Annotated in this window: 13 protein-coding genes; 7 read left to right on the plus strand and 6 right to left on the minus strand. The window is 68.2% G+C overall.

Annotation, left to right across the window (positions count from 1 at the left end):
- Window positions 1-59 precede the first annotated feature (59 nt).
- Window positions 60-1,280, plus strand: coding sequence for a cytochrome P450 (locus tag ABW16_RS15770; protein WP_047320123.1), 1,221 nt, complete (start codon window positions 60-62; stop codon window positions 1,278-1,280).
- Window positions 1,280-1,864 (plus strand): TetR/AcrR family transcriptional regulator, encoded by a 585-nt coding sequence (locus ABW16_RS15775; RefSeq protein WP_047320124.1) that lies wholly within the window; start codon window positions 1,280-1,282, stop codon window positions 1,862-1,864. Before ABW16_RS15770 ends, ABW16_RS15775 begins: the two co-directional genes overlap by 1 nt.
- Window positions 1,865-2,148: 284 nt before the next feature.
- Here the strand turns inward: ABW16_RS15775 and ABW16_RS15780 are convergent, their stop codons facing one another.
- Both ABW16_RS15780 and ABW16_RS15785 read right to left on the minus strand, forming a co-directional pair.
- The gene (locus tag ABW16_RS15780) at window positions 2,149-3,294 is read right to left on the minus strand and encodes an acyltransferase family protein (RefSeq protein ID WP_047320125.1); all 1,146 of its coding nucleotides are present in this window, start codon (window positions 3,292-3,294) and stop codon (window positions 2,149-2,151) included.
- Entirely contained in the window at window positions 3,291-5,039 is a 1,749-nt protein-coding gene (locus ABW16_RS15785) for a DEAD/DEAH box helicase (protein WP_047320126.1), read from the minus strand. The genes ABW16_RS15780 and ABW16_RS15785 overlap by 4 nt, the downstream gene beginning before the upstream one ends.
- A 97-nt stretch (window positions 5,040-5,136) precedes the next feature.
- Between ABW16_RS15785 and ABW16_RS15790 the strand changes: the two genes are divergently transcribed.
- Window positions 5,137-5,706, plus strand: coding sequence for an LppP/LprE family lipoprotein (locus ABW16_RS15790; protein WP_047320127.1), 570 nt, complete (start codon window positions 5,137-5,139; stop codon window positions 5,704-5,706).
- Window positions 5,707-5,717: 11 nt separating this feature from the next.
- Here ABW16_RS15790 and ABW16_RS15795 read toward each other — a convergent pair whose 3' ends face one another.
- On the minus strand, window positions 5,718-7,628 hold the full coding sequence (locus ABW16_RS15795) for an MFS transporter (RefSeq protein ID WP_047320160.1): 1,911 nt from the start codon (window positions 7,626-7,628) through the stop codon (window positions 5,718-5,720).
- A 298-nt stretch (window positions 7,629-7,926) separates the two neighbouring features.
- Between ABW16_RS15795 and ABW16_RS15800 the strand changes: the two genes are divergently transcribed.
- The 3 genes from ABW16_RS15800 to ABW16_RS15810 all read left to right on the plus strand — a co-directional run bounded on the left by ABW16_RS15800 (window position 7,927) and on the right by ABW16_RS15810 (window position 13,516).
- Complete coding sequence (locus tag ABW16_RS15800; protein WP_047320128.1) at window positions 7,927-8,706, plus strand: hypothetical protein; 780 nt, start codon at window positions 7,927-7,929, stop codon at window positions 8,704-8,706.
- A gap of 138 nt (window positions 8,707-8,844) precedes the next feature.
- Window positions 8,845-12,549 carry a multifunctional oxoglutarate decarboxylase/oxoglutarate dehydrogenase thiamine pyrophosphate-binding subunit/dihydrolipoyllysine-residue succinyltransferase subunit gene (locus tag ABW16_RS15805; protein ID WP_047320129.1) on the plus strand — a complete coding sequence of 1,235 codons (3,705 nt, stop codon included), beginning with the start codon at window positions 8,845-8,847 and terminating at the stop codon, window positions 12,547-12,549.
- Window positions 12,550-12,691: 142 nt separating this feature from the next.
- On the plus strand, window positions 12,692-13,516 hold the full coding sequence (locus tag ABW16_RS15810; RefSeq protein WP_047320130.1) for an SDR family NAD(P)-dependent oxidoreductase: 825 nt from the start codon (window positions 12,692-12,694) through the stop codon (window positions 13,514-13,516).
- Between the two features lie 5 nt (window positions 13,517-13,521).
- Here ABW16_RS15810 and ABW16_RS15815 read toward each other — a convergent pair whose 3' ends face one another.
- Both ABW16_RS15815 and ABW16_RS15820 read right to left on the minus strand, forming a co-directional pair.
- Entirely contained in the window at window positions 13,522-14,379 is an 858-nt protein-coding gene (locus tag ABW16_RS15815; RefSeq protein WP_109519625.1) for a glycine betaine ABC transporter substrate-binding protein, read from the minus strand.
- An 8-nt stretch (window positions 14,380-14,387) separates the two neighbouring features.
- On the minus strand, window positions 14,388-15,575 hold the full coding sequence (locus tag ABW16_RS15820; protein ID WP_047320131.1) for an NAD(P)-dependent malic enzyme: 1,188 nt from the start codon (window positions 15,573-15,575) through the stop codon (window positions 14,388-14,390).
- A 126-nt stretch (window positions 15,576-15,701) separates the two neighbouring features.
- On the opposite strand from ABW16_RS15820, the gene ABW16_RS15825 reads away from it, so the two are divergent.
- A complete protein-coding gene (locus ABW16_RS15825) occupies window positions 15,702-19,040 on the plus strand; it encodes a helix-turn-helix transcriptional regulator (RefSeq protein WP_412178213.1) in 3,339 nt (1,112 codons plus the stop codon).
- On the opposite strand, the gene ABW16_RS15830 is transcribed toward ABW16_RS15825, so the two are convergent.
- Entirely contained in the window at window positions 19,018-20,007 is a 990-nt protein-coding gene (locus ABW16_RS15830) for a malate dehydrogenase (RefSeq protein WP_047320132.1), read from the minus strand. The two genes, ABW16_RS15825 and ABW16_RS15830, sit on opposite strands and share 23 nt — an antisense overlap.
- Window positions 20,008-20,068: the final 61 nt, after the last annotated feature.

Below are 20,068 nucleotides of genomic sequence, written 5' to 3' on the forward strand. Positions count from 1 at the left end.
GTCGACCGGAATCCCACAAGCTATTGACACCGAACGGGCGGTTGTCGTACCAATGAGACATGACGACCACGCTGTCTCATCCGAAGTTTGAGCTCTGCAACGCCGACACCTGGCCCAACCCCTGGCCGATGTACGCCGCGCTGCGCGACCACGACCCGGTCCACCACGTGGTCCCGGAGAACGCGCCCAACCAGGACTACTACGTGCTGTCCCGGCACGCCGACATCTGGGCGGCCGCCGCCGACCACGAGACCTTCTCCTCGGCACAGGGACTGACCGTCAACTACGGCGAGCTGGAGCTGATCGGCCTGGCCGACAACCCGCCGATGGTGATGCAGGATCCGCCGGTGCACACCGAGTTTCGCAAGCTGGTGGCCCGCGGGTTCATGCCGCGGCAGGTGGAGTTGCTGGAGCCCAAGGTTCGCGAGTTCGTCGTCGAGCGCCTCGAGCGACTGCAGGCCAACGGCGGCGGCGATATCGTCGGCGAGCTGTTCAAGCCGCTGCCGTCGATGGTGGTCGCGCACTACCTGGGTGTTCCGGAGGAGGACCGCAGCCAGTTCGACCGGTGGACCGAGGCGGTCGTCGCGGCCACCGTCAGCGAAGACGGCGTCGCCTCGGCCGGTGACGCGATCGGCGAGATGATGGCCTACTTCAGCGGCCTCATCGAACGCCGCCGCACCGACCCACAGGATGACACCGTCTCGCATCTGGTGGCAGCCGGGATGGGCGCCGACGGTGACGTCGCCGGGCTGCTGGCGGTGTTGGCGTTCACCTTCACCATGGTGACCGGCGGTAACGACACAACGACCGGAATGCTCGGCGGCTCAGTGCAATTGCTGCAGCGACACCCGGACCAGCGTCAACTGCTGGTGGACAACCCGGAGCTGATCCGCGACGCCGTCGAGGAGTTGCTGCGCTTGACCTCCCCCGTACAGGGGCTGGCCCGGACCACCACCCGGGACGTGACCATCGGCGACACCACCATCCCGATGGGACGCAAGGTGTTGCTGCTCTACGGCTCGGGCAACCGCGACGAACGCCAGTTCGGGCCGGACGCCGCGGACCTCAATGTGCAACGCAAGCCGCACCAGATCCTCACCTTCAGTTACGGCGCGCATCACTGCATCGGCAATCAGGCGGCGCGGATGCAGGCGCGAGTGGCGCTGCAGGAACTGCTGGCACGCTGCCCGAACTACACCATCGACGAATCCGGAATCCGATGGGCCGGTGGCAGTTACGTGCGACGACCGCTGTCGGTTCCGTTCACCGCCGGATCGTGATGGCCGGGCGGGCCTGGCTGTCCGACCAGCGCGGAGAGCTTGCCGCCGAGAAGATCCTCGACGCGGCCGAAAAGCTGTTCGCCGAGCACGATGCCGCTTCGGTGGGCATGAATGAGATCGCCCGCGCCGCAGGATGTTCCCGCGCCACGCTGTATCGGTATTTCGAGAGCCGCGACGCGCTGCACACCGCCTACGTGCACCGCTGGGCCAACACGCTCTATCACGAGTTGACCCGGCGGCTGTCCGGCATCGACGACCCGGCGGAGCGGCTGGTCACCGGGATCACCGAATCGCTGTCCCTGGTGCGCGGCAACCCGGCGCTGGCATCGTGGTTCGCCGAGAGCGGACCGCCGATCGGGACCGCGATGGCCGCGCAGTCCGACGTCATCACCGTGATGGTCGCGTCGTTCCTGAACACGCTGGGCGACGGCGACACCGATAACCAGCAGCGCGCCCGCTGGGTGGTGCGGGTGATGACGTCACTGCTGAGCTTCCCCGGCCGCGACGCCGACGACGAGCGGGCGATGCTGACGCAGTTCGTGGTTCCGGTAGTGCTCGCGCCGGGCCGCCTCAGCTCGGCTTAGGGAATTAGGGCTTAGGCAATAGGAGAGTTGCCCGCCTCCGAGCGACTGTGGGACGAACCCCGCTCAGGGGGCTGCGCCCCGGTGTGACGGCGAGGACATTGCGCCGAGTGTGCGGTTTGGTAGGGGAAAACGCAGCGCTGGCCTCCCAAACCGCACACTCGACCCAAACCGCACACTCGACGAAGAGCGCTGCCGGACGCGACCGCCGCCCAGGGCGGGTTGTCGGTCACAGGCGGGCAATTCTCCCTGTGGCCCGGCCGGGAACAATCCTGGCTGAACGGCGCTCAGGCCCGCACCCGGGTGAGCCGGTGCAGCAGCCAGGACACCGGCACGGTGACCACCATGGTGACCACGAACAGGGCCAGCATCGACCCGGTGTAGACCGGGGTGCGCAGCACCTCCACCATCACCAACTCCATCAGCACCAGGTGAACCAGGAAGATCTCATAGGAGATCTCCCCCAGCCACACCATCGGCCGGCTCGCCAGAAACCGCGCGTACCAGCCGCGGTTGCCCAACGCCAGCGGCGCCACCATCAGCGCGGCGATCACAGCGTAGAAGCCGGCTTTGACCAGGGCCTCGGACAGCTTGGCCGGTGACGTGGTGGGCTCCCCGGCGATCGGCGTGGACGCGATGAGATAACAGATGAGCGCCAACGGAATAGCCACGAAGCCATAGCAGCGCACGCCCATCGCCTGCAGCACCGTCAGCATCATCCCGGCGACGAACCAGGCCAGATACCCCGGCAGCCACAGCCGGGCGCCGTCAGGCAGGAAGTCAGTCGTGTGCACCAGCGTCAACCAGGCCGGCGTGATCGCCGCCGCCGCGGTCAGCCCGACCAGCAGCAGCGCCGGCCGCCACTGCCGTCGGCACAACCAGACCAACGTCACATAGGCCAGCAGTGGAAGCACCAGGTAGAAGGCGACTTCGACTGCGAGGCTCCACATCTGGGTGAGTCCCTGGTGCAGATAGCCGAACATGTAGTTGTCGGTGTAGATCTGGGTCAGCGTCAGGTTGCGCAGCAACCCGATCCAGTTGTGGCCGGGGTTCGGGCCGGCGGTGCGGTAGTGGTAGATCACATAGGCCAGCAGCACGGTCACGACATAAGCGGGCATGATGCGGCGCACCCGGTGCCAGGCGTAGCGCCGCACCGAGGGATCCGGCCGCCCCAACGCGTTGGCCCGCACCCACGGCTGGAACAGCAGAAAACCGGAGAGCACGAAGAAGATCGGCACCCCGATCTCCATCCGGGAGCCCAGCAAGCCCGCGTAGCCGTGGGTGTACTTACCGGTGGTGTAGGCCGCGTGCGTTCCCACCACCAGGAGCGCGGCCACCGCACGCACACCGGTCAGCGACGCGACCCGGTCCACATGGGCGACCTGCTCGAGCCCGCCCTGTTCGTCCTCGTCCTCGTCCGGCGAGAGGGTCATTCGGTCCGTTTCCGGTACCCACCCTCGCCGCGACGTTCGGGTTTACCAGACGGCCGCTCACGACGCAGGTTGATCAGCTGGCCCTGAATCCGGGTCTGCTCCAACGCCTTGAGCGTCTTGCCGGACAGTTTGGCGGGCAGCTCGACCAGCGAGTGGTCCACCTTGATGCTGATGTTGCCGAAGTCGCTGCGATTCAAGCCGCCCTCGTTGGCCAGCGCCCCGACGATCGCACCCGGGTTGACCTTGTGGCGCTTGCCGACCGCGATCCGGTAGGTGGCAAACCCTTCCTTCGGGGGGCCCTTGCGGTCGCCTTTGCGATCGTCCCGGCCGCCGTCGCGATCCTTGACGCGTTCACGTCGCTTGTCCGGCGGCGGCTCCACCATCAGGAACGCCTCACCGTCTCGGGACTGCAACGCCAGCGCGGCGGCGATGTCGGCCATCGGCACGTTGTGCTCGCGGCTGTAGTCCTCGACCAGGCGGCGGAACAGCTCGATGCCCGACGCACTGAGATGGTTGGTGATCGCGTCGGCGAACTTGGCGACCCGCTGAGCGTTGACGTCGTCGACGCTGGGCAGCTCGGCCTCGACCAGCTTCTGCCGCGTCACCTTCTCGATCAGCCTGAGCAGGTGGCGTTCCCGCGGGTTGACGAACAGCAGCGCGGTTCCCGAACGCCCGGCCCGCCCGGTGCGACCGATCCGGTGCACATAGGCCTCGGGGTCGTTGGGAATGTCGTAGTTGACGACGTGGGAGATGCGCTCCACGTCCAGTCCACGGGCGGCGACATCGGTGGCGACCAGGATGTCGATGTTGCCGTTCTTCAGTGCGGTGATGGTCCGTTCCCGCTGCGCCTGCGCGATGTCACCGTTGATCGCCGCCGCGGAAAACCCTCGGGCGCGCAGCTTTTCGGCGACCTCCTCGGTGGCCTGCTTGGTGCGCACGAAGACGATCATCGCTTCGAAGGGCTCGACTTCCAGCACCCGGGTCAGGGCGTCCATCTTGCGCGGCCCGGCGACTTCGATGTAGCGCTGGGAGATGTTCTCCGCCGTGGTGGTTTTCGCCTTGACGGTGACTTCGACGGGGTCGTGCAGGTAGCGGCTGGTGATACGACGAATGGCCGAGGGCATGGTCGCCGAGAACAGGGCCACCTGCTTGTACTCGGGGGTGTCGGCCAGGATGCGCTCGACGTCCTCGGCGAAACCCATCTGCAGCATCTCGTCGGCCTCGTCGAGCACCAGGTAGTCCAGGTGCGACAAGTCCAGGCTGCCGCGTTCCAGGTGGTCGATGACCCGGCCCGGCGTACCGACCACCACTTGCGCGCCGCGCTTGAGCCCGGACAGCTGCACCGTGTAGGACGCGCCGCCGTAGATCGGCAGCACGTTGATCCGGGGCAGATGCGCGCCGTAGCGCCCGAACGCCTCGGCGACCTGCAGCGCCAACTCGCGGGTGGGCGCGAGCACCAGCGCCTGGGTGGCTTTGCTGGTGGTGTCGATGCGCGACAGGATCGGAATGGCGAACGCGGCGGTCTTGCCGGTGCCGGTCTGGGCCAGCCCGACCACGTCGGAACCCTCCAGCAGGGCCGGGATGGTGGCGGCCTGAATCGCCGACGGCGTCTCATAGCCGACGTCGGCGACGGCCTTGAGCACCGAAGGGTGGATCTGCAGGTCGGCGAAAGTCGGGGTGTTGTCCGCGATGGACGGGGCGGGTGGGTCCGGGAACGGCTCAGCGGGCACATCAGTCGAGGTCATAGCGCTTAACAGTCTAAGGGCAAAGACGCCCACCTAACGCCACAGTTGATCCGGGGTCGGCCGCGCCTCCCCGGACAGTCGGCCGGGCGGCGGTACGGTGCCCGGTGTGCCGGGTGCCGTCAAACCGTCAGTAGCGATCGTCGCGCTGGCCGCAGCTCTGCTGGCCGGCTGCGGTTCGGGAGACTCCACCGTCGCCAAGACCCCGGAGAACACCAGCCCGGCCGCCGCACCGCCGCAGGCGCCCACCACCACCGCGTCCGCGACGTCGAGCAGCCCGGCCCCCGCCGACCCGTGCGCGGTCAACCTGGCCGCGCCGGCGATCACCAAGGCCGTCTCAGAGCTGCCCCGCGACCCGCGCAGCAAGCAACCGTGGAGCCCGGAGCCACTGGCCGGCAACTACAGCACCTGTGCCGACATCTCGGCGGTGATCGTCAAGGCCAACACCAACGCCGAACACCCGAGTACGCGTGCGGTGTTGTTTCACCGCGGCGAATTCCTGCCCCAATCCGTACCGGACACCTACGGATTCAGCGGCATCGACGTGGCGCAGTCCACCGGCGACACGGTGGCCCTGCGAAACGCCAGCGGGATACCAGGGTTGGCCGGGATCGTGAAATTCCACTGGAACGGCACCGGGGTAGAGATCGTCGGCAACACCACCCGCTAGCCCGTCCCGACCTAGAACCACCTGTCGCGCTGCGAATGCCGCCCGAAGGCATCGGTGTCGTCGGGATCCTCCCGATAGTGCCGATTTCGGCGGCTCGGACTGGTGCCGATGATCCCGAATTTGGCCAGCACATCGGGCACCGGCGTCCCGTTCGTGAGCGGCCGCAGATGGCGTCCCGCATCGACATCAAAGCCGTTGTGGTGCAGCGATATCGGTTCGGGCTCGGCAATCAGCGTCCGCACCGGCGCGATCTCGACGGTCAGCGGCTCGGTGGCGGGGTCCTGCGGACGACGGGCTTGCGGGACCCTGGGCGGGGCGGCCGGGATCGGCTCGGTCCGTTCGTCGACGTCGTGTTCGACGCTGCGGGCGTGGAAGTGTCGGGGCAGGCTGACGCGTTCGGGGACGCCGACGTTACCGGGGCGGTCGTCGAGGTCATCGAAGTCGTCGTCATCGCCCAAATCGTCGAAGTCATCGAAATCGTCGGCATCGGCGCCGTAGTCGCTCCGCCTGGTGGTGCGGCGGGCGGGGTCGACGACGTAGCCGACCATGAACAGCGCGGCGACCACACCGAACAGCGCGACGAATGCCGGCAACAACGTCGCCTCCGACATGGCCGCCGCGAACGGCTCGTGCAGGAACTCGGGCAGCTGCAGGACCGCGGAGGCGTGCTCGGGGTGCAGGCCGCCCGGCATCGCCGGCAGGTCGGCGGCGATCCTCGACGTCATGAAGGCCGCCATGCCGGCGCTGCCCAGCACCGCCCCGACCTGGCGGGTCGCGTTGTAGACCCCGGAACCGGCGCCGGCCAGCTGTGGCGGCAGGTTGCGGGTGGCGGTGGCCGCCAGCGGCGACCAGATGAACGCCATCCCGACCCCGATCGCCGCGAACGGCAGCACCAGCCGCCAGACCGGGGTGAGCGGCGTCATCTCGATCGACAACCAGGTGAGCGCGATCGCCAGTACCGAAAAACCGAATCCGACCACTGCCCGGGGATGCGCCCGGTCGACGATCTTTCCGACCACCGGAGCCAGCACTCCGGTGGCGATCGCCATCGGCGCGGTCAGCAGAGCGGAGCGGGTGGGTGACATCCCGCACACCGCCTGCGCGTAGAACATCACCGGCAGCACCATCCCGGTGGCCGCGAAGCCGATGACGGCCACTCCGGCGTTGGCCAGCCCGAAGTCGAGGTCGCGGAAGATGTGCAGTGGTACCAGCGGCTCACCGCCTGTGACGGCCTGCCAGTAGACGAAGACCGCCAGGCAGCAGATGCCGCCGAAGATCTGCACCCAGATCCACGGCGCCCACCCCTGCGACTCACCTTCCTGCAGCGCGAAGACCAGCAGGAACATCCCGACCCCCGACAGCGCCACGCCGAGGATGTCGAAACGATGACGGTGCACCGGCAGTTCGGGAATCAGCACGATGGCCAGGACCAGGCCGATGACCCCGATCGGGACGTTGACGAAGAAGATCCACTCCCAGCCCAGCCGGTCCACCAGCACGCCGCCGGCCAGCGGCCCGATCAGCGTCGCAACCCCGGCGGTCGCGCCCCACACGCTCATCGCCGCACCGCGACGATCCGGCGGGAACGTGCGGGTGATCACCGACAGGGTCTGCGGGGTCAGCAGGGCGGCGCCCACGCCCTGGACCGCCCGGGCGGCGATCAGCATCGCGATACCCCCGGCCAGACCGCACCACAGCGACGCTGCGGTGAACACCGCCAGCCCGATCAGGTAGAGGTTCTTGGGTCCGAACTGGTCACCGAGCCGTCCGGCGACCAGCAGCGGCACCGCGTAGCCCAGCAGGTAGGAGCTGGTAACCCAGATCACCGTGTCGTAGCCGATGTCGAGCGCCGACATGATGCTCGGATTGGCGACGGCCACGATGGTGGAATCCACCAGGATCACGAAGAAGCCGAGCATCATCGCCCACAGCGCGTTCCACGGGTTGACCGGATCGGCTGAGCGCGCCGGACCGGAACGTGCGAAATCCGCGCGTTCCGGGTCCACGTCCGTGCTGCTCAAGCGCCGCCCCTCCGATCGCTGCGCCGTGCTGTTCAGGGCTCCAAGCCACCTCATCCGACGCTACGGACAGATGGTGTCGGGAACAACTCGGATCGCCGGTGCGGGAATTCGCTGATGGGCGACGACTGTTCCGTTGAAACGGGTAAACAGTCACCAGGGCGTTAGCCTGAAGACCACCGAATCGAAACGGGAGGCAACCATGGGCATCTTTCGACGGCGAAGGCCGGCGCAGGCTCCGGCGCCGACCTTCGACGAGGAGAAGCCGACCATGGCGGCCCGGGTGTTGGCGCGGGTCATCGAGCGCAGCGAGCGGGTCCAGGGTCCGGCGGTGCGCGCCTACGTGGAGCGACTGCGCCGCAGTGATCCCGATGCCGACCCGGCGCAGGTCATCGCCAAGCTGGAGAAGCGTTTCCTGGCCGCGGCGACGGCCAGCGGCGCCGCGGTGGGCGCCACCGCGGCCGTGCCGGCGATCGGCACCCTGATGGCGCTGTCGGCGGTTGCCGGGGAGACCGCGGTCTTCCTGGAGGCCACCGCGTTCTTCGTGCTGTCCGTCGCGGAGGTACACGGCATTCCGGTGGATAACCGCGACCGGCGGCGCGCGCTGGTGCTGGCGGTGTTGGTGGGCGACCAGGGCAAGGGCGCGCTCGCCGACCTGCTCGGCCCGGGCCGCACCAGCGGCGCGTGGCTCGCCGAAGGTTCTGCGGGTGTCGCGGCGCTACCGCTTCCGGCGGTCAAGGAGTTGAACTCCCGACTGCTGCGGTACTTCGTCAAGCGCTTCACCCTGCGCCGCGGGGCGCTGGCGTTCGGCAAGCTGTTGCCGGTTGGCCTGGGGGCGGTGATCGGGGCCATTGGGAACCGCTTGATCGGCAAGAAGATCATCAGCGACGCCCGCAAGGCGTTCGGTCCCCCCGCCCGCCGCTGGCCGGTGAACTTGCACCTGGTGCCGGCCCTGAGCGATGACGATGCCCACTCCGCATAACCGTCGGCGGGATCGGGTCCGGCCGACAATCGGCCGCGAGCCTGGCGGAATATCTCCGAGAGGCTAGCCTTTATGAGGCAGGCGGGCGCGGGCGCAAGTGCCACGCCGAACGACCAGGAATCGAGGCGAGAAGCTGTCGTGAGCGGTATCAGTTCACCCTTCGGTCAGAACGAGTGGCTAGTCGAGGAGATGTACCGCAAATTCCGCGAGGATCCCGCCTCGGTGGACCCGAGCTGGCACGAGTTCCTGGCCGACTACAAGCCCGACGCGCAGCGCGGTGACGGTGCGGCTGCACCCGCTGCCCCGCCCGCTCCCCCGGCGCAACCGGCTCCGGCTGCTCCGGCGCCGGCCCCGGCCGCACCGGCCGCTGCCGCCCCGGCTCCGGCTGCTCCGGCGCCCGCCCCGGCCGCCAAGCCCGCCGCCTCGCAAGCTCCCGCCCCGCTGGCCGACGACGAGCTGCAGGTGTTGCGTGGCGCCGCGGCAGCAGTGGTCAAGAACATGTCCACCTCCCTGGAGGTGCCGACGGCCACCAGCGTGCGCGCCGTGCCGGCCAAACTGATGATCGACAACCGCATCGTCATCAACAACCAGCTCAAGCGGACCCGCGGCGGCAAGATCTCGTTCACCCACCTGCTGGGTTACGCGATCGTGCAGGCGGTCAAGCAGTTCCCCAACATGAACCGGCATTTCGCCGAGGTCGACGGCAAGCCGAACGCCGTCACGCCGGCCCACACCAACCTGGGACTGGCCATCGACCTGCAGGGCGCCGGCGGCAAGCGGTCCCTGGTGGTGGCTGCCATCAAGGGCTCGGAATCGCTGCGCTTCGCGCAGTTCGTCGACGCCTACGAAGACATCGTGCGTCGGGCCCGGGACGGCAAGCTCACCGCCGAGGACTTCGCCGGCGTGACGATCTCGCTGACCAACCCCGGAACCATCGGCACCGTGCACTCGGTGCCCCGGCTGATGGCCGGGCAGGGCGCGATCATCGGCGTCGGTGCAATGGAATATCCCGCCGAGTTCCAGGGGGCCAGCGAGCAGCGCATCGCCGAGCTGGGCGTCGGCAAGGTGATCACCCTCACCTCGACCTATGACCACCGCATCATCCAGGGCGCGGAATCGGGCGACTTCCTGCGCACCGTGCACGAGATGCTGCTGTCGGACGCGTTCTGGGATGAGATCTTCTTCGAGCTGTCCATCCCCTACGAGCCGGTGCGGTGGCGCACGGACAACCCGGACTCGGTGGTCGACAAGAACGCCCGCGTCGTCGAGCTGATCGCCGCCTACCGCAACCGCGGCCACCTGATGGCCGACATCGACCCGCTGCGACTGGACAACACCCGGTTCCGCAGCCACCCCGACCTGGACGTGCAGAGTCACGGCCTGACGTTGTGGGACCTGGACCGGGAGTTCAAAGTCACCGGCCTGCCGGGCAGCGATATCCGTAAGCTGCGCGAGATCCTGTCGGTGCTGCGCGACGCCTACTGCCGCCACGTGGGCGTGGAGTACACCCACATCCTCGAGCCCGAGCAGCAGCAGTGGCTGCAGGAGCGCATCGAGGTCAAACACGTCAAACCCACTGTGGCGCAGCAGAAGTACATTCTGAGCAAGCTCAACGCCGCCGAGGCGTTCGAAAGCTTCCTGCAGACCAAGTACGTCGGCCAGAAGCGGTTCTCCCTCGAAGGCGCCGAGACCGTCATCCCGATGATGGACGCGGCCATCGACCAGTGCGCCGAGCACGGCCTCGACGAGGTCGTGATCGGGATGCCGCACCGCGGCCGGCTCAATGTGCTGGCCAACATCGTCGGCAAGCCCTACTCGCAGATCTTCACCGAGTTCGAGGGCAACCTCAACCCGGCCGAGGCGCACGGCTCCGGCGACGTCAAGTACCACCTGGGCGCCACCGGGGTGTACCTGCAGATGTTCGGCGACAACGACATTCAGGTATCGCTGACCGCCAACCCGTCACACCTGGAGGCCGTCGACCCGGTGCTGGAGGGCCTGGTCCGGGCCCGCCAGGACCTGCTGGGCCGCGGCGCCCTGGGCACCGACGAAGACCCGCCCTTCTCGGTGGTGCCGATGATGCTGCACGGCGACGCCGCGTTCGCCGGTCAGGGCGTGGTGGCCGAGACGCTGAACATGGCACTGCTGCCCGGCTACCGGGTCGGCGGCACCATCCACATCGTCGTCAACAACCAGATCGGTTTCACCACAGCGCCGGATTACTCCCGTTCCAGCGAATACTGCACCGACGTGGCCAAGATGATCGGCGCGCCGATCTTCCACGTCAACGGCGATGACCCGGAAGCCTGCGACTGGGTGGCCCGGCTGGCGGTGGACTTCCGGCAGAAGTTCCACAAGGACGTCATCATCGACATGCTGTGCTACCGCCGCCGCGGGCACAACGAGGGCGACGACCCGTCGATGACGAACCCGTACATGTACGACGTGATCGGCACCAAGAGCGGTGTCCGCAAGAGCTACACCGAAGACCTGATCGGCCGCGGCGACATCTCGCTGAAGGAGGCCGAGGACGCGCTGCGTGACTACCACGGCCAGCTGGAGCGGGTGTTCAACGAGATCCGCGAACTGGAGAAGCATGCCGCGCTGCCCAGCGAGTCGGTGGAGTCCGAGCAGCAGGTGCCGCGCGGCCTGAACACCGCGGTCGACAAGGCGATGCTGGCCCGCATCGGCGACGCGTTCATGACGATCCCCGAGGGCTTCACCGTGCACCCGCGGGTGCTGCCGGTGCTGGAGCGGCGCCGCGAAATGGCGTACGAGGGCAAGGTGGACTGGGCGTTCGGCGAGCTGTTGGCGCTGGGCTCGCTGGTCGCCGAGGGCAAGCTCATCCGGTTGTCCGGGCAGGACACCCGCCGAGGCACCTTCTCGCAGCGGCATTCGGTGATCATCGACCAGGCCAACGGCGCTGAGTTCAGCCCGTTGCAGCTGCTGGCCACCAATGCCGACGGCACCCCGACCGGCGGCAAGTTCCTGGTCTATGACTCGCCGCTGTCGGAGTTCGCCGCCGTCGGCTTCGAGTACGGCTACACCGTCGGCAACCCGGACGCCCTGGTGCTGTGGGAGGCGCAGTTCGGCGACTTCGTCAACGGCGCCCAGTCGATCATCGACGAGTTCATCAGTTCCGGCGAGGCCAAGTGGGGTCAGCTGTCCAACGTGGTGCTGCTGCTGCCGCACGGCCACGAGGGCCAGGGCCCGGACCACACCTCCGGGCGCATCGAGCGCTTCCTGCAGCTGTGGGCGGAGGGCTCGATGACCATCGCGGTGCCCTCGACCCCGTCGAACTACTTCCACCTGCTGCGCCGCCACGCCCTCGACGGGATCCAGCGGCCGCTGATCGTGTTCACCCCGAAGTCGATGCTGCGCAACAAGGCGGCGATCAGCGACATCAAGGACTTCACCGACGTCAAGTTCCGCTCGGTGCTCGAGGAACCCACCTACGAGGACGGCGTGGGCGACCGCAGCAAGGTCACCCGGGTGCTGCTGACCAGCGGCAAGCTCTACTACGAGCTGGTCGCGCGTAAGGCCAAGGACGGCCGTGACGACATCGCGATCGTGCGGATCGAACAGCTGGCCCCGCTGCCCAAGCGCCGCCTCGGTGACACCCTGGACCGCTACCCGAACGCGCAGCAGTTCTTCTGGGTGCAGGAGGAGCCGGCCAACCAGGGGGCATGGCCGCGGTTCGGCCTGGAGCTGCCGGAGCTGCTACCGGAGAAGCTGACCGGGATCAAGCGGATCTCGCGCCGCGCCATGTCGGCGCCGTCGTCGGGGTCGTCGAAGGTGCACGCGGTCGAGCAGCAGGAGATCATCGACTCGGCCTTCAGCTGAGCCGCCTTTTCCCGCGAGGGTGCGTGTCTGCACGCGACACGCCGCGTCATCACGTGCAACTACGCACCTTCGCGGGGCCACCAAACCCAGTACCAGCGGTACCGAATAAGCTCAGACAGTCCACCGACCGCTGGGAGAACACATGCAGGGATTCGCCGGGAAGGTCGCCGTCGTCACCGGTGCCGGTTCGGGCATCGGTCAAGCGCTGGCCATCGAGCTGGCCCGCGCGGGAGCGCAGCTGGCGATCAGCGACGTCGACACCGAGGGTCTCGCCCAGACCGAGCGGCGGCTGACCGCGCTGGGCGTGCGTGTCAAGGCCGACCGTCTCGACGTCACCGAGCGAGAGGCGTTCCTCGCCTACGCCGAAGAGGTCAAAGAACACTTCGGCAAGGTCAACCAGATCTACAACAACGCCGGTATCGCGTTCAGCGGCGACGTCGAGATCAGCCCGTTCAAAGACATCGAGCGGGTGATGGACGTCGACTTCTGGGGCGTGGTCAACGGCACCAAGGCCTTCCTGCCGCACCTGATCGAATCCGGCGACGGGCACGTCATCAACATCTCCAGCCTGTTCGGGCTGCTGGCCATGCCCGGCCAGGCCGCCTACAACGCCGCCAAATTCGCCGTCCGCGGCTTCACCGAGGCGTTGAACCAGGAAATGGCCATCAACAAGCACCCGGTCAAGGTCACCACGGTGCACCCGGGCGGCATCAAGACCGCGATCGCCCGCAACGCCACCGTCGCCGAGGGGTTGGACGCCAAGGCGATGGCCGACTTCTTCGACCGGCGCCTGGCCTCCACCACCGCCGAGGAGGCCGCCCGGGTGATCCTCGACGGGGTCAGCAAGAACCGGGCCCGCGTGCTCATCGGCAACGATGCGCGGACTCTGGACCTGCTCGTGCGCATCTTGGGCTCGCGATACCAACGCCTGTTCTCGTTCGCCCTGCCCAAGCTCCGGCCACAGTAGCCCGGCTATCTGCCCAGCGGGTGCTCGTCCAAGAAGGCGTCCGCCACGGCCTGCGGGTCGGCGCCGTCGGCCACCTTGCGGCGCATGTCGATCAGCGCTTCGGTGTCCAGCACGCCGGCCACCTGATTGATCGCCAGCAGTTGGGCTTCGGTCAACTCATTGCGGCGATACAGCGGCACCACATTCTCGGCGCGCACCAGCGCGGGGCGCGCGTCGGTGAGCAGCACGGTGCCTTCCGGCACGTCGGGATCGGCGGTACTGGTCCACGCCGCGGTGATCTGGCGGGCCTGCAGCGCCGCGAACAGCGCTGCGTCATCGCCGAATTCGCGCAGCTTGGGCAGCGTGCACCGGCCCACCGCCTTCGGCACCCGCACGCCCACGACACCGCCGACGGTCAACCCGGCGCAATGCCGGACGAGTGCGGGCAGATCGGTGCCGCCCCATGCGGTCGCGGTCGCCTTCGTCACGGCCAGGGCGGGCTTGTCCTCAGCGGTCATGGCGTAGTCACCGACCGCCAGGCCCTCCGGCAGCGCGCCGGCCAACGCCCAGTAGACGGCCCGATCGGAGCGCGCCGCCGAATCGCGGGCGAACATCGCCAGGAAGCGGCCGGTGAAACCGGGGACGACGGTCAACTCCCCCGCATCCAGCCCGCCAACCGGGTCGGCGACGGCCTCAAGCCGCACCGCGGCGCCGGTACCGCGCAGGGCGCTCGCATACAGGTGGCCCAGGACCTGCGACTGCGGATCCTGCGACATTCCCACGCTCAGCGGCGCCGGCCCCGGATGGGCGGCACAGCCGGCGATCAGCACAGCCGCCCATCCGAGCGCCAGGCGGCGCAGGTGATGTCCCAGCGGCCTGGCCACCGTGCGCTCTACGACGCGGAGTCGGCGGCCGCCGCGACGGCGGCCGCAACGGCCGGCTCGACCCGCGGGTCCAGCGGACTGGGCACGATACGGTCCGGGGCCAGCTCGTCGGCGACGACGGAGAAGATCGCCTCTGCCGCAGCCAACTTCATCGTCTCGGTGATGCGGCGCGCACCGGCGTCCAGCGCACCACGGAACACGCCCGGGAAGGCCAGCACGTTGTTGATCTGGTTGGGGAAATCGCTGCGGCCGGTCGCCACCACCGCCGCGTACTTGGCCGCCAGGTCAGGGTGGATCTCGGGGTCGGGGTTCGACAGCGCGAACACCACCCCACCCGGAGCCATCGACGCGATCAGCTCCTCGGGCACCACCCCGCCGGACGCGCCCAGGAAGACGTCGGCGCCGGCCAGCGCCTCGGCCAGGCCGCCGGTAAGGCCACGAGGATTGGTCCGCTGCGCCAACTCGATCTTGACGTCGTTCATCCCGGAGCGCTCCGGATGCAGCACGCCCTGCGAATCCAGCACGATCATCTCCGAGATGCCCCGCGAGAGCAGGATGTTGGCGCAGGCCACACCGGCGGCGCCGGCACCGGAAACCACCACCCGCAGCGACGCGATGTCGCGGTCGAGCACCTTGGCCGCGCCCAGCAGGGCCGCCAGGGCCACGATCGCGGTGCCGTGCTGGTCGTCGTGCATCACCGGGCAGTCCAGCGCCTCGATCACCCGTCGCTCGATTTCGAAGCACCGCGGGGCGGAGATGTCCTCCAGATTGACCGCCCCGAACGACGGGCGCAGCCGCACCAGGGTCTCGACGATCTCGTCGGGATCCTTGGTGTCCAACACGATGGGGATGGAGTCCAGGCCGGCGAACGTCTTGAACAGCGCGGCCTTGCCCTCCATCACCGGCAGGGCCGCCGACGGCCCGAGGTCACCCAGTCCGAGCACCGAGGTGCCGTCGCTGACCACCGCCACCAGCCGGTGCGCCCAGGTGTAGCGGGCCGCCAGCGTGTGGTCCGCGGCGATGGCGCGACTGACCTGTGCCACACCCGGGGTGTAGGCGATCGACAGCGCACGTTGGCTGTCCAGCGGGGCTTTGAGGTCGACGGAGATCTTTCCGCCCGTGTGGGCTTCGAAGATCTCTTCGTCTCCGATGACGATCGGCGAGCTGTTCACCATGTTCGCAAGGTTCTCGGGCATCGATAGTCCAGGGTACTGCTCTGGCTTTGCATTCTTTCGATCGGCTGGGACAGCCCATGCATCCCGCGCGCATCTACGCGCTTTCGCTGATGTTTTGCCGGCCGGGCGGGTCGCATGCTGGCTACCATGAGCGAACGCACGGACACGCCGGCGGTGAACTGGAGTGAGTTGGGCGTGAGCGAGCTCCCGACCGGAACGGTGACGTTGCTGCTGGCCGACGTCGAGGGCTCGACGCGGCTCTGGGAGACCCAGGCCGAACAGATGACGGCTGCGATCGCGCGGCTGGACCGTACCCTCACCGAAGTCCTCGCTGCCCATGGCGGGGTCCGGCCCGTCGAACAGGGTGAGGGCGACAGCTTCGTGGCGGCGTTCGCCCGGGCCAGCGACGCGGTGGCCTGCGCCGTGGAACTGCAGCGTGCGCCGTTGGCACCGATTCGGCTCCGCATCGGCCTGCACAGCGGCGAGGTGCAACTGCGCGGTCAAACCAGTGAGACGGGCAACTACATCGGGCCCACCATCAACCGCACCGCCCGCATCCGCGACTTGGGGCATGGCGGCCAAACGGTCCTCTCGGCAATCACCGAAGCCTTGGTCATCGACCGGCTTCCCGCCGGCGCCTGGCTGATCGAGCTGGGCAGCTATCCCTTGCGTGGGCTGCCCCGTCCCGAACGGGTGCTGCAGCTGTGCCACCCGGATCTGCGCAACGACTTCCCGCCGCTGCGGGCGTCCACGACCGTCGCGTCCACCCATCTGCCCCCTCAGCTGACCAGCTTCATCGGACGTGGCGCCCAGATCGATGACGTGCGGGCGCTGTTGGCCGACAACCGCTTGGTCACGTTGACCGGTTCCGGCGGCGCGGGCAAGACCCGGTTGGCGGTACAGATCGCCGGCCTGCTGACGGACCACTTCGCCGACGGCATCTGGTATGTCGATCTGGCGCCGATCACCGATCCGGAGCTGGTGCCGATGGTCGCGGCCCGGGCGTTGGGCCTGCCGGATCAGCCGGACCGCTCCGCGATGGACACCCTGCTCCGCTGGATCGGCGAGCGGCATCTGCTGGTGGTGCTGGACAACTGCGAACACCTCCTCGATGCGACCGCAACCCTGCTGCTCGGCCTGCTCGGCGCCTGCCCACGGCTGACGTTTCTGGCCACCAGCCGAGAACCGATCGGGGTGGACGGCGAAGTGGTCTGGCGGGTGCCCTCACTGTCGCTGGTCGACGAGGCCATCACGTTGTTCACCGACCGCGCCCGTCACGCCCGTCCGGACTTCCAGGTCACTGAGGACAACGCCGCCGCGGTCACGGAGATCTGCCGGCGACTGGACGGGATGCCGCTGGCGATCGAGCTCGCAGCGGCGCGGGTGCGCGCGTTGTCGCTCGAGGAGATCCTCGAGGGGTTGCATGACCGGTTCCGGCTGCTGACCGGCGGTTCGCGCCGCGCGGTGCGTCGCCAGCAGACCTTGCACGCATCCGTCGACTGGTCGCACGCTCTACTCACCGATCCCGAGCGGGTGTTGTTCCGGCGCCTTGCCGCCTTCATGGATGGTTTTCATCTCGACGCCGCCCAGTTCGTGGCCGGATGCGGAGCCATTGCGAGTCACCAAGTGCTCGATCAACTCACTCTCTTGGTTGACAAGTCGCTCGTGATCGCTGAAAACACCACTGGCCGAACGCGCTACCGGATGCTGGAAATGGTGCGCCAGTACGCCATGGAAAAGCTCGGCGAGTCCGGCGAAGCCGACGCCATCCGGGCGCGTCACCGCGACCACTACACCGCGATGGCTGCCGCGCTCGACCACCCGCCTCACGACGGTTACGAACTGATGCTGGCGAGGGCAGACACCGAAATCGACAATCTCCGTGCTGCGTTCGCGTGGAGCCAGGAAAACGACGAGCCAGAGCAGGCGTTGACCTTGGCTTCATCCCTGCTCCCGCTCTGGCTCGGCCGCGGCCGCATCGCCGAAGGCGTGACCTGGTTCGACACCGTCCTGCGCGACAGTGCTGCGCGGGGCACGGAGCTCGCTCGCCCGATACGGGCACGGGCGCTGTCCGATCACGCACTTCTCAACGCATGGGGCCTCGCGTTGAACAGCTTGGACGAAGCGCAGGAAGCCGTGGCGATCGCACGTGACCTCGAAGATCAGGCGCTACTGGCCCGGGCGTTGACCGCCTGCGTCAGCATCGCCGCCTACAACGCGGAGGTGGCGGCGCCGTACTTCGCCGAAGCGATCGAGCTCGCCCGCGCACTGGATGACCGCTGGCGGCTGAGTCAGATTCTCGGTTGGCAGACCTATGCGGCCGCGGTGACGGGTGACCTGAACGGCGCCTTCACGATCGGGCAATCGGGCCGTGAGCTGGCCGATTCCATTGGCGACCAGTTCAACTCGCGATACTGCCGCAACTGGCAGGGGATGGCGCGCTACATGCAGGGCGACCTGGCCGGGGAGATCACGCGCTGTCAGGAGACGATCGCCGACGCGGACAGCGCCGGCGACCTTCTGAACCGGTTCCTGGGCTTGCAGAACCTGGCTCTGGCGTCGGCCTTTCGGTGCGAGATCGGCCAAGCCGAAGAGGCATTGGAGGCGCTGATCGAAACCGGCGCCGAACTCAGCGGCGTGCACGAGGGCGTCGCCCATATGGCAGTGGGGCTGGTGGCATTGGCCAGTGGCGACGCGGCCGCGGCGGCAGTCGCACAGGAGCGGATGTGGCATCACATCGGCGTCTACAGCCAGGTCGCCGCCATATTCCGCTGGTGCCGAGCCGAAACCGCTGTGGCACTGGGCGATCTGGCGGCCGCGGCGCAATGGGCCGACGACGGCGTCGCCGCAACGACAGGGTGGTACCGAATGATGGGCCTCGTTTCGCGTGCGCGGGTTGCGATCGCCCAGGGCGAACCCGAGCGCGCGCAGCGCGACCTCTACGAAGCACTCGCGATCGCCGCCGAAATCACGGCACAAGCCGGGGTCCCCGAGGCCTTCGAGTGTCTGGCCGCCACGGTCTCGCACGCTGGCCGCACCCAAGAAGCCGCCCGGCTGTTCGGCGCCGCCGCCGGCATCCGGCAACGCACCGGCGCCGTCCGATTCAAAATCCACGACGCCGACTGGCACGACTGGCTGACCGCGTTGCGGAAGTCGATGGACGACAACGACTTTGACTCCGCCTGGGCCGAAGGCGCCGCGCTGTCCACCGCGGACGCCATCGGCTACGCGCTGCGCGGGCGCGGCGAGCGCAAACGCCCCACCAACGGTTGGACCTCACTCACCCCGACCGAGCTCGACGTCGCGCGACTGGTCAGCGAAGGACTGCCGAACAAAGACATTGCCGCTCGGCTCTTCGTGTCACCGCGCACCGTGCAGACGCATCTGACCCACGTCTACACCAAGCTCGGGCTCACCTCCCGAGTGCAGCTCGCACAGGAAGTCGCCCGCCGGGCTCAGCGCCTCAGATCAGGCCCAGCCCAGTGACCGCCTCGCGCTCCTCGGCCAGCTCGGCGGTCGAGGCGTCGATCTTGCCGCGGGAGAAGTCGTCGATCTCCAGGCCCTGCACGATGCTCCAGTCGCCGTCGGAGGTGGTGACCGGGAACGACGAGATCAGGCCCTCCGGCACGCCGTAGGAACCGTCGGAGACCACGGCCATCGACACCCAGTCGTTGTCGGGAGTGCCGAGCAGCCAGCTCCGCGCTGCGTCGATGGTGGCCGACGCGGCGGAGGCCGCCGACGAGGCGCCCCGCGCGTCGATGATCGCCGCGCCGCGCTTGGCGACGGTGGGGATGAAGTCGTTCTCGATCCAAGCCTGGTCGTTGACCACCTCGGCGGCGTTACGTCCGCCGACCTCGGCGTGGAACAGGTCCGGGTACTGGCTGGCCGAGTGGTTGCCCCAGATCGTCATCTTTTTGATGTCGGTGACCTTGGCGCCGGTCTTGGCTGCCAGCTGCGAGATCGCCCGGTTGTGGTCCAGGCGGGTCAGTGCGGAGAAGCGCTCGTTGGGGATGTCGGGGGCGTTGGTCATCGCGATCAGCGCGTTGGTGTTGGCCGGGTTGCCGGTCACACCCACCCGGATGTCGGAGGCCGCGACCGCGTTGAGCGCCTTGCCCTGCGCGGTGAAGATCGCGCCGTTGGCCTCCAGCAGGTCGCTGCGCTCCATGCCCGGTCCACGCGGGCGGGCGCCGACCAGCAGCGCCAGGTTGACACCGTCGAAGATCTTGTTCGCGTCCGAGCCGATCTGCACCCCCGACAGCAGCGGGAACGCGCAGTCGTCGAGCTCCATGACGACACCCTCGAGCGCCTTGAGGGCGGGCTCGATCTCCAGCAGGCGCAGTTCGATCGGCCGGTCGGGGCCCAGCAACGACCCGCTGGCCAGGCGGAACAGCAGGCTGTAGCCGATCTGGCCGGCGGCGCCGGTGACGGCCACCTTGAGTGGGGTTTTGCTCACGTCAAGTGCTCCTCGAACGAGTTCGGCTGGTCTGGCTTTGGTCCGGGTCGAAACTAGCGCA

It is taken from the genome of Mycolicibacter heraklionensis (assembly GCF_001021505.1).
GTDB classification, from domain to species: Bacteria; Actinomycetota; Actinomycetes; order Mycobacteriales; family Mycobacteriaceae; genus Mycobacterium; species Mycobacterium heraklionense.

Excerpts from the sequence above, each read along its gene's own strand:
- ABW16_RS15785 (WP_047320126.1), bottom strand. The coding sequence starts at position 5,039 with ATGACCTCGACTGATGTGCCCGCTGAGCCGTTCCCGGACCCACCCGCC.
- ABW16_RS15775 (WP_047320124.1), top strand. The coding sequence starts at position 1,280 with ATGGCCGGGCGGGCCTGGCTGTCCGACCAGCGCGGAGAGCTTGCCGCC.
- ABW16_RS15820 (WP_047320131.1), bottom strand. The coding sequence starts at position 15,575 with ATGCCCGAGAACCTTGCGAACATGGTGAACAGCTCGCCGATCGTCATC.
- ABW16_RS15800 (WP_047320128.1), top strand. The coding sequence starts at position 7,927 with ATGGGCATCTTTCGACGGCGAAGGCCGGCGCAGGCTCCGGCGCCGACC.
- ABW16_RS15825 (WP_412178213.1), top strand. The coding sequence starts at position 15,702 with ATGAGCGAACGCACGGACACGCCGGCGGTGAACTGGAGTGAGTTGGGC.
- ABW16_RS15770 (WP_047320123.1), top strand. The coding sequence starts at position 60 with ATGACGACCACGCTGTCTCATCCGAAGTTTGAGCTCTGCAACGCCGAC.
- ABW16_RS15795 (WP_047320160.1), bottom strand. The coding sequence starts at position 7,628 with ATGATGCTCGGCTTCTTCGTGATCCTGGTGGATTCCACCATCGTGGCC.
- ABW16_RS15810 (WP_047320130.1), top strand. The coding sequence starts at position 12,692 with ATGCAGGGATTCGCCGGGAAGGTCGCCGTCGTCACCGGTGCCGGTTCG.
- ABW16_RS15780 (WP_047320125.1), bottom strand. The coding sequence starts at position 3,294 with ATGACCCTCTCGCCGGACGAGGACGAGGACGAACAGGGCGGGCTCGAG.